Origin of the sequence: Nonomuraea terrae (assembly GCF_004348995.1) — a bacterium.
Classification (GTDB): Bacteria; Actinomycetota; Actinomycetes; order Streptosporangiales; family Streptosporangiaceae; genus Nonomuraea; species Nonomuraea terrae.
Genome location: NZ_SMKQ01000052.1, coordinates 37,132 through 43,571, shown reverse-complemented (window position 1 = coordinate 43,571; position 6,440 = coordinate 37,132). Strand labels below are relative to the sequence as shown.

The window sequence follows — 6,440 nt, the reverse complement described above, 5'->3', positions numbered from 1 at the left end:
GTCGAAAGACGGATAATCACGATAGTACGTGTTCGACATGTTGTGAACGCTACGTTTCACTCAAAGCGATCGTCAATCGCAGGAAGTCCATATACCCAGGTGAATGCCCGTAAATTGATGCAATGACGCTGAGTTCGAACGCAATGAAACGTTGCAATGGATGACGGCGAAAGCAATACTGGCGGCATGCCAGGTGGAAGGTTGACCCAGCGGGACCGTCAGCGCATCGCGGCCGGTCTCACAGAAAGGCTCTCCTACGCCGAGATCGCCAGGCGGCTCGACCGGCCGACCTCGACGATCAGCCGGGAGATCGCCCGCAACGGCGGCCCCGGCGGCTACCGGCCGGAGGAGGCGCACCGGGCGACCGAGCGGCGGGCGCGCCGCGGCACGCCGGTTCCCCCGCCCGCCGCCGGACCGCCGGACGGCATGCCGGAAGACGGGATCGTCGAGATGACGGTCAGGATGGGCCTGCCGAAGATGATGGCGCGCGTGCTCATCGACCTGTTGTTGTCCGAGGACGGCAGACGCACCGCGGCCGAGCTGACGCGCATGCTGAAGGTCAGCCCGGCGTCCGTCTCCGTGGCCGTGGGCTACCTGATCCAGCAGGGGATCATCAGGCGTGAGCGCGACCCCCAGCGGCGCCGCGACATCTACGTGGTCGACGACGACACCTGGTACCACTCGGTGGCGACCAGTTGCCGGCAGTCGCTCGAGGCCGCGGTGGCCGCGAAGGAGGCGGCGGAGAAGTACGGCCTCGACACGCCCGTGGGCCGCCGCCTGGCCGGGGGAGGGGCGTTCCTGGAGCGCATCAGCCTTGACACGATGGAGTCGGCCAACCGCTGGCGCGACCTCCTGTCCTGATTTGTCCCCGAGTGGGGAACATCTGCCTGACGGCGTGGCGACCAGTTCGGTGAGCGCGCCCTGGCTGCGGGCCGAGATGCTCGAAGCCGCCCGGCTCACGCGCGGGGCACGGGTGCCGGCCGCGTCGGAGGAGACGCGAACCCCAGGCCGACCGATCACCGAGGACGAGCTGCACCCCTGCTCAGCATGACGGCGAACCCGTCGAGATGGCGTGCCAGGATGTAGTCGAACATCCCGTCCAGGTCCGACACCGTCTCCTCGGGGAGCATGGCCAGGAGCGGGAATTGTCCAGTGCTGAGGAGTTCGTCGGCCCGCTTGCGCTGGAGTAGCCACCACCCGTCGAGCGTCACGCCGGTCTCCTGCTCGGCTTCGGCCTCCTCCGCCATGGACAGCGCCACGGTGCGGACCAGCGCGGGCAGCGTGAGCGCCTCGCGGATCCGGGTCTCCATGGGCAACTCGAGCTCGTCGAGTGCGCGCAGGGTCCACTCGGTGTGGGCCATCATGTTGGGCACCAGCAAGGGGCGGGTGAACGAGACGGCCCTGGGCAGCCAGAGGTGTCGCCGGGACAGCTCCCAGTGCCGGTGAGCGATCAGCTCGAGCTTGGCCCGCCACCCCTCCGGCCCCGGGACGGGCAGCTCCGCTTCGCCGAAGACCTCGTCGGCCATCTGCGTCACCAGTTCGTCCTTGCCCGTCACGTGCCGATACAGCGACATCGGGCCCGCGCCGAGCTCGGCCGCGAGCCGCCGCATGGACACCGCGCCGAGCCCTTCGGCGTCGGCGATCGCGATGGCGGTGCGCAGGACGTGCTTGCGGTTCAGCGAGCCCTTGGGGGCGCCGGCCTGCCGCGCCGTCGGCAGCACAGCCGGACCGGCCGACCGCTCCTTTCGGCTCGCGCGTGCGCTGACCACCGTACCGGCGCCGACCTTCGCCTCGACCAGCCCCTCGTCACGCAGGGCCGCCACAACCTTGGTCGCGGTCGCGACCGCGACACCCCATCGCTGGGCGATCTGCCGGATGGATGGCACGCGATCGCCTGGCCGCAGGTCGCCGGCCAGAATCCGGGTACGGAACTCCGCGACGATGCGCCGGTAGGGCGGATCCGGACGTTGCGTGGCCGAGGTCATGAGTGCCTTCCCATCCCTTGACGGTTGTCGCGCGCTTGCCTTCAATGTACTAGTTCATTCTTCAGCACACTAGTACACTTTATGCCGCCAATAAGCGGGAATTTCACGATGTCTGTAAGGCGTGCTCATACGATGTACGCATGACATCTGATACGTCGTACGCATGCATGCGGCGGGCGAAGGTAACAGCCTGGCGAGGGCGTTGCGTGGGGGCCTCGGCATGGTCGACGGAGGCCGCATGAACCAGTTGAGGAGCTGGTTGTCCATCTCGTATGCCTTAGTACGGTCGTGGCATCGGCCGCTCACGATCATGGTGGCGGCCATGTCCGCGCTGGTCGCGGTCGCGAGCGTCGGTCTCTTCGCCGACGGTCGCGAGCTCCTGCACCAGTCGATCTGGGCCAAGCCGCTGAAGTTCGGGGCGTCGTTCGTCATGTACGGCGCGACGCTCGCCTGGCTGATACCGAAACTGCGCCGGGCGCGGCGCACGATGTGGACCGTCGGAACGGTCTTCGCCGTCGCCGGGCTGATCGACGTCGGTTTCATCGCGGTGCAGGCCGCCCGCGGCACCTTCAGCCACTTCAACGCCGGCACCGACACGTTCAACCAGATCGGGCAGCAGATCTTCTCCACCGGTGTGTTCGGGCTGTTCGGGGCGAGCCTGATCGTTGCCATCATGCTGCTGTTCCAGCGCATCGGTGACGCGGCACTCACCTGGGCCCTGCGTGCCGGGATCGGGCTGGCCGTCCTCGGCATGGCGCTGGCGTCCTTCATCACCGGGTGGACCTCGTCGGCCGGGTCCCGCACGGTCGAGGACGCCTACGGCAGCCCGGTCCCGCTGGTGGGCGGACACGGGGTCGGGGCACCGGACGGCGGCGGCATGCCGATGACGAACTGGAGCACCACAGGCGGCGACCTGCGCGTCCCACACTTCATCGGCCTGCATTCCATCCAGGTGTTCGTGCTCACGGTGCTGGTTCTCACCGCCCTCGCGGCCAGGATCGGCCGGCTACGCCACGAACGCGTACGCGCCCAGCTCACCGGGGTCGTCATCCTGGGCTACAGCGCGCTGTTCACCATCACCGCCTGGCAGGCGCTGCGCGGCCAGTCGCTGATCCACCCCGACGCGGCCACCTGGACCGCGCTCGCGGCGACGGCCGTCATGACCGCGCTGCTGGCGGCCCTGGCCGTCACGGCGGCCCACCGCAACGAGCTGGCCCGCCGCGCCGAGGCGGTGAGCCGAAGCGAGCTGGTCCGCCGCAGGAAGGCGGCGCACCGCAATGAGCTCGCGCACGGCGAGACGACGGCACCCGCCGGCTCCCTGGGAACGGACCCGCACCACAGCGAGGCGAGCACCCCGGCCCGTTCTTCTGGCTCATCCCCAAACGTCACACCCAGCTGGTGATGGACTGGACATGAGCTCAGGAGGAGGCCCTCCTGAGCTCATCCGGTCGCCGGCGTTATCGCCGTTCGCGATGGTCATGGCGCTCGCCGGGCGGCGGAACGTCGTAGGGATCATCCGGTGCTTCCGGAACGGGCGGGACAGGGACGGGATCCTGTACCGGTGCGAAGCTCGCCTGGGCGCCGACGGACGGCGCGGCGGACCATGCGGAGCCGACGAGTACGGATGCGATCACGGCGGCGGCTACGAGCGGGCGTTCGAACATCGAGATCCTCCGTGAGGTGATGAAACCGTGGAAGATGCGAGCTGATTGCGGCGTCGATGTTGCCTTCCGGGACGCCGGTGCGGCGCACGAGACACTTGCCACGCTAGCGGGAGCGGTCTACGCAGTGTCCCTGCGAGAAGCAAAGCCTTCCCAGGTCAGCGGGCCAGGCCCACAGACCGCGGTCAGAAGGCGGCCGGGAAGTCGGTGGCCGGCGCGGTGAGCGCGGTGGCGTCGAGGTTCGCCCGCAGGGCCTCGACCTTGGCCGTGGCGTAGGAGTGGGCGTCCGAGCCGAGCAGCTGCCGCAGCGGGCCCTTCCCTGCGCGGACCTGGTCGATGATCGCGGCCGCGCCCTTGACCGGGTCGCCGAGCTGGCTGCCCTGGAGCTTCAGGTGGTCGAGGACCATCTGGCGGATCGCCGGGTAGTGCGGGGTCGTCTCGGCGGGCAGGGCGATCGAGTCCTCGGTGAGGAACTGGGTGCGGAAGTAGCCCGGCTCGACGATGGTGACCTTGATGCCGAAGTCCGCCACCTCGGCGGCGAGGGCCTCGCTCATCCCTTCCAGCGCGAACTTGCCGGCGCAGTAGAGACCCCAGCCCGGGACAGCGGTCAGGCCCAGGATCGAGGACACGTTGACGATGTGGCCGCCGCGCTGCTCGCGGAGCATGGGCAGGGCGGCACGCAACACGTTCCACACGCCCACGACCTGGACGTCGAGCATGTCGCGGACCTCGCGGTCGCTGGTCTCCTCCACCGCGGCCAGGAAGCCGTAGCCCGCGTTGTTGACGACGGCGTCCAGGCCGCCGAAGCGCTCGGTGGTCTCCCGGACGGCCTGCTCGACCGCCGCCTGGTCGCGCAGGTCGACGGTGAGCGGGAGAAGGTTGGTCGTGTCGACCCCGTGACCGAGTGCGGCGAGCAGCCGGTCGGACGACCGCGTCGTCGCGGCGACGCGGTCGCCGCGCTCCAGCAGCTGCTTGACCAGTTCCAGGCCCAGGCCGCGGGAGGTGCCGGTCACGAACCAAACCGCCGGTCGCTCTGTGGGGAAGCTCATGGTCATCCTCTGCTTTCGATGTCGCTGGTGGCGCCGGCTGGTGACCGGCACATCATCAGCATCGGCCGGCGCAACCCGCTGTGGAGGGCCATATCGCGCCCTGCGCAACCTAGACCGGGCAACCTAGGACGCAGAGGACCAGTCAGGAACGGACCGCATCGGCGACACTGGTTTCATGGCGGAATCCAACCGGGAACTCGCTGATTTCCTGAGACGCGCTCGCAGCCAGGTCGACCCGTCCCGGGCCGGCCTGCCGCCCGACGGTCGCGTACGACGGGTCCCCGGCTTGCGCCGCGAGGAGGTCGCCCTCCTGGCCGGAGTCTCGACCGACTACTACGCCCGTCTCGAACAGGGCCGTCGCATCATCCCCTCACCGGCCGTCGTCGAGTCCATCGGCCGTGCCCTCGGGCTCGACGACGCGGGACGCGCGCATCTGCGCGACCTCATCGGCATCACCGCGGCGCCCGTACGACGACGAGCCCGCGGCGTCCAGCGCGTGCGCCCCGGCCTCTACCAGCTCCTCGACGCCCTCGACGGCGAGCCCGCGCTCATCCTCGGCCGCCGCACCGACGTGCTCGCCGCCAACCAGCTGGCGAGAGCGCTTTTCACCGACTTCGAACGGCTGCCGCCCCGCCACCGCAACTACGCGCGATGGATGTTCCTCGACGACGAGGCCCGATCTCTGTTCGTCGACTGGGAGGTCCACGCACGGGAAGCGGTCGAGAGCCTGCGACTCGATGCCGGCCGCGACCCGGACGACCAGGCCACCGCCGCCCTCATCGCCGAGCTGCGCGAACACAGCCAGGAGTTCGCCGACTGGTGGGAGCAGCACCGCGTCCACCAGCGCACCCACGGCTCCAAACGCCTGCGCCACCCGATCGTCGGCGAACTGACCGTCGAGTACGAGACCCTCACCCCGCCCGGAGACCCCGACACGACGCTCTTCATCTACACCGCCGAGGCCGGCTCCCCCTCGAAACGCGCCTTGGACCTTCTCGCGAGCTGGTCCCTCCCCAGCACCGCCGGGGACCACCGGCCCGGCCTCGCCCAGGAGCAGTGACGGTACGCAGGCGCGAAGGGCTCGCCTGATGAACCTCGCCGGCGCCAGGAAACGGGCGGTGCCCGTTACCGATCTGCTCGGGCGTAGGCGGGGAACTCGTCGAGGCCGCAGTCCACGTCCACCCATTGGGGGCCGTTCAGCGGCTGGGTGCCGCACAGCGCCCGCCACCGGCCGGGCGGCACCCACAGCTTGCGCCGGCCCCCTGGCTCCAGGATCGGGGCGACGAGGATGTCAGGACCGAGGAGATACTGCAGGTCGGCGTCCCGGGCGGCGCGGTCGCCCGGGTAGGCGAGCACCATCGGCCGCATCGCTCGCGGCGCGCGCCGGGCCACGGGCGGCAAGGTGCCCGTGGGCGCCGTCTATTACGGATTCGAGTCGCTGACCTCCGTGGCCTCGTACAAGACGCGCTTCGAGAACGGGGAGGCGCTGTCGGAGGCGTTCATCATCGTGCACGAGGGCGCCGATCCCGAAGTCGACCGCGTGGTGCACGAGAAGGACGCGGGCGGCAGGACGACCTTCATAGGGGTGCCCGACGAAGGCGCCGCCGCCGGGGTCGCCGGCGAAATGGCCGGCGAGCTGCAGCTCATCGAGCTGTACGGCGGGGAGGGGCCGGAAGGGGCCGAGCCGGTCATCCGGGCCGTCAACGAGAGCGTGCCGGTAGGGGTGACCGGATACCGGCGTTGAC

The 6,440-nt window shown here is 69.7% G+C and carries 7 protein-coding genes; 4 read left to right on the top strand and 3 right to left on the bottom strand.

Translation table 11 applies throughout. The features are described from left to right. Positions 1-201: 201 nt before the first annotated feature. Positions 202-861: a helix-turn-helix domain-containing protein gene (locus E1286_RS50285; protein WP_132614321.1), complete on the top strand. Its 660-nt coding sequence runs from the start codon at positions 202-204 to the stop codon at positions 859-861. Positions 862-1,016: 155 nt separating this feature from the next. On the opposite strand, the gene E1286_RS19040 is transcribed toward E1286_RS50285, so the two are convergent. Then, complete coding sequence (locus E1286_RS19040; RefSeq protein ID WP_132614317.1) at positions 1,017-1,985, bottom strand: TetR/AcrR family transcriptional regulator C-terminal domain-containing protein; 969 nt, start codon at positions 1,983-1,985, stop codon at positions 1,017-1,019. Between the two features lie 238 nt (positions 1,986-2,223). Here E1286_RS19040 and E1286_RS19035 point away from each other — a divergent pair, with 238 nt between their 5' ends. Continuing rightward, positions 2,224-3,387 carry a hypothetical protein gene (locus tag E1286_RS19035; RefSeq protein WP_132614315.1) on the top strand — a complete coding sequence of 388 codons (1,164 nt, stop codon included), beginning with the start codon at positions 2,224-2,226 and terminating at the stop codon, positions 3,385-3,387. Positions 3,388-3,831: 444 nt separating this feature from the next. Here E1286_RS19035 and E1286_RS19030 read toward each other — a convergent pair whose 3' ends face one another. After that, positions 3,832-4,695: an SDR family oxidoreductase gene (locus tag E1286_RS19030; protein ID WP_132614313.1), complete on the bottom strand. Its 864-nt coding sequence runs from the start codon at positions 4,693-4,695 to the stop codon at positions 3,832-3,834. Positions 4,696-4,870: 175 nt separating this feature from the next. Between E1286_RS19030 and E1286_RS19025 the strand changes: the two genes are divergently transcribed. Next, positions 4,871-5,755 (top strand): helix-turn-helix transcriptional regulator, encoded by an 885-nt coding sequence (locus E1286_RS19025; RefSeq protein ID WP_132614311.1) that lies wholly within the window; start codon positions 4,871-4,873, stop codon positions 5,753-5,755. 65 nt (positions 5,756-5,820) lie between these two features. On the opposite strand, the gene E1286_RS19020 is transcribed toward E1286_RS19025, so the two are convergent. Then, positions 5,821-6,087, bottom strand: coding sequence for a TIM-barrel domain-containing protein (locus E1286_RS19020; protein ID WP_132614309.1), 267 nt, complete (start codon positions 6,085-6,087; stop codon positions 5,821-5,823). 16 nt (positions 6,088-6,103) lie between these two features. Here E1286_RS19020 and E1286_RS19015 point away from each other — a divergent pair, with 16 nt between their 5' ends. Continuing rightward, the gene (locus E1286_RS19015; protein WP_132614307.1) at positions 6,104-6,439 is read left to right on the top strand and encodes a DUF6506 family protein; all 336 of its coding nucleotides are present in this window, start codon (positions 6,104-6,106) and stop codon (positions 6,437-6,439) included. Position 6,440: the final 1 nt, after the last annotated feature.

What these genes read in the sequence shown, in the direction of transcription:
- E1286_RS19025 (WP_132614311.1), top strand. Translation starts at nt 4,871, where the DNA reads ATGGCGGAATCCAACCGGGAACTCGCTGATTTCCTGAGACGCGCTCGC.
- E1286_RS19030 (WP_132614313.1), bottom strand. Translation starts at nt 4,695, where the DNA reads ATGAGCTTCCCCACAGAGCGACCGGCGGTTTGGTTCGTGACCGGCACC.
- E1286_RS19035 (WP_132614315.1), top strand. Translation starts at nt 2,224, where the DNA reads ATGAACCAGTTGAGGAGCTGGTTGTCCATCTCGTATGCCTTAGTACGG.
- E1286_RS19040 (WP_132614317.1), bottom strand. Translation starts at nt 1,985, where the DNA reads ATGACCTCGGCCACGCAACGTCCGGATCCGCCCTACCGGCGCATCGTC.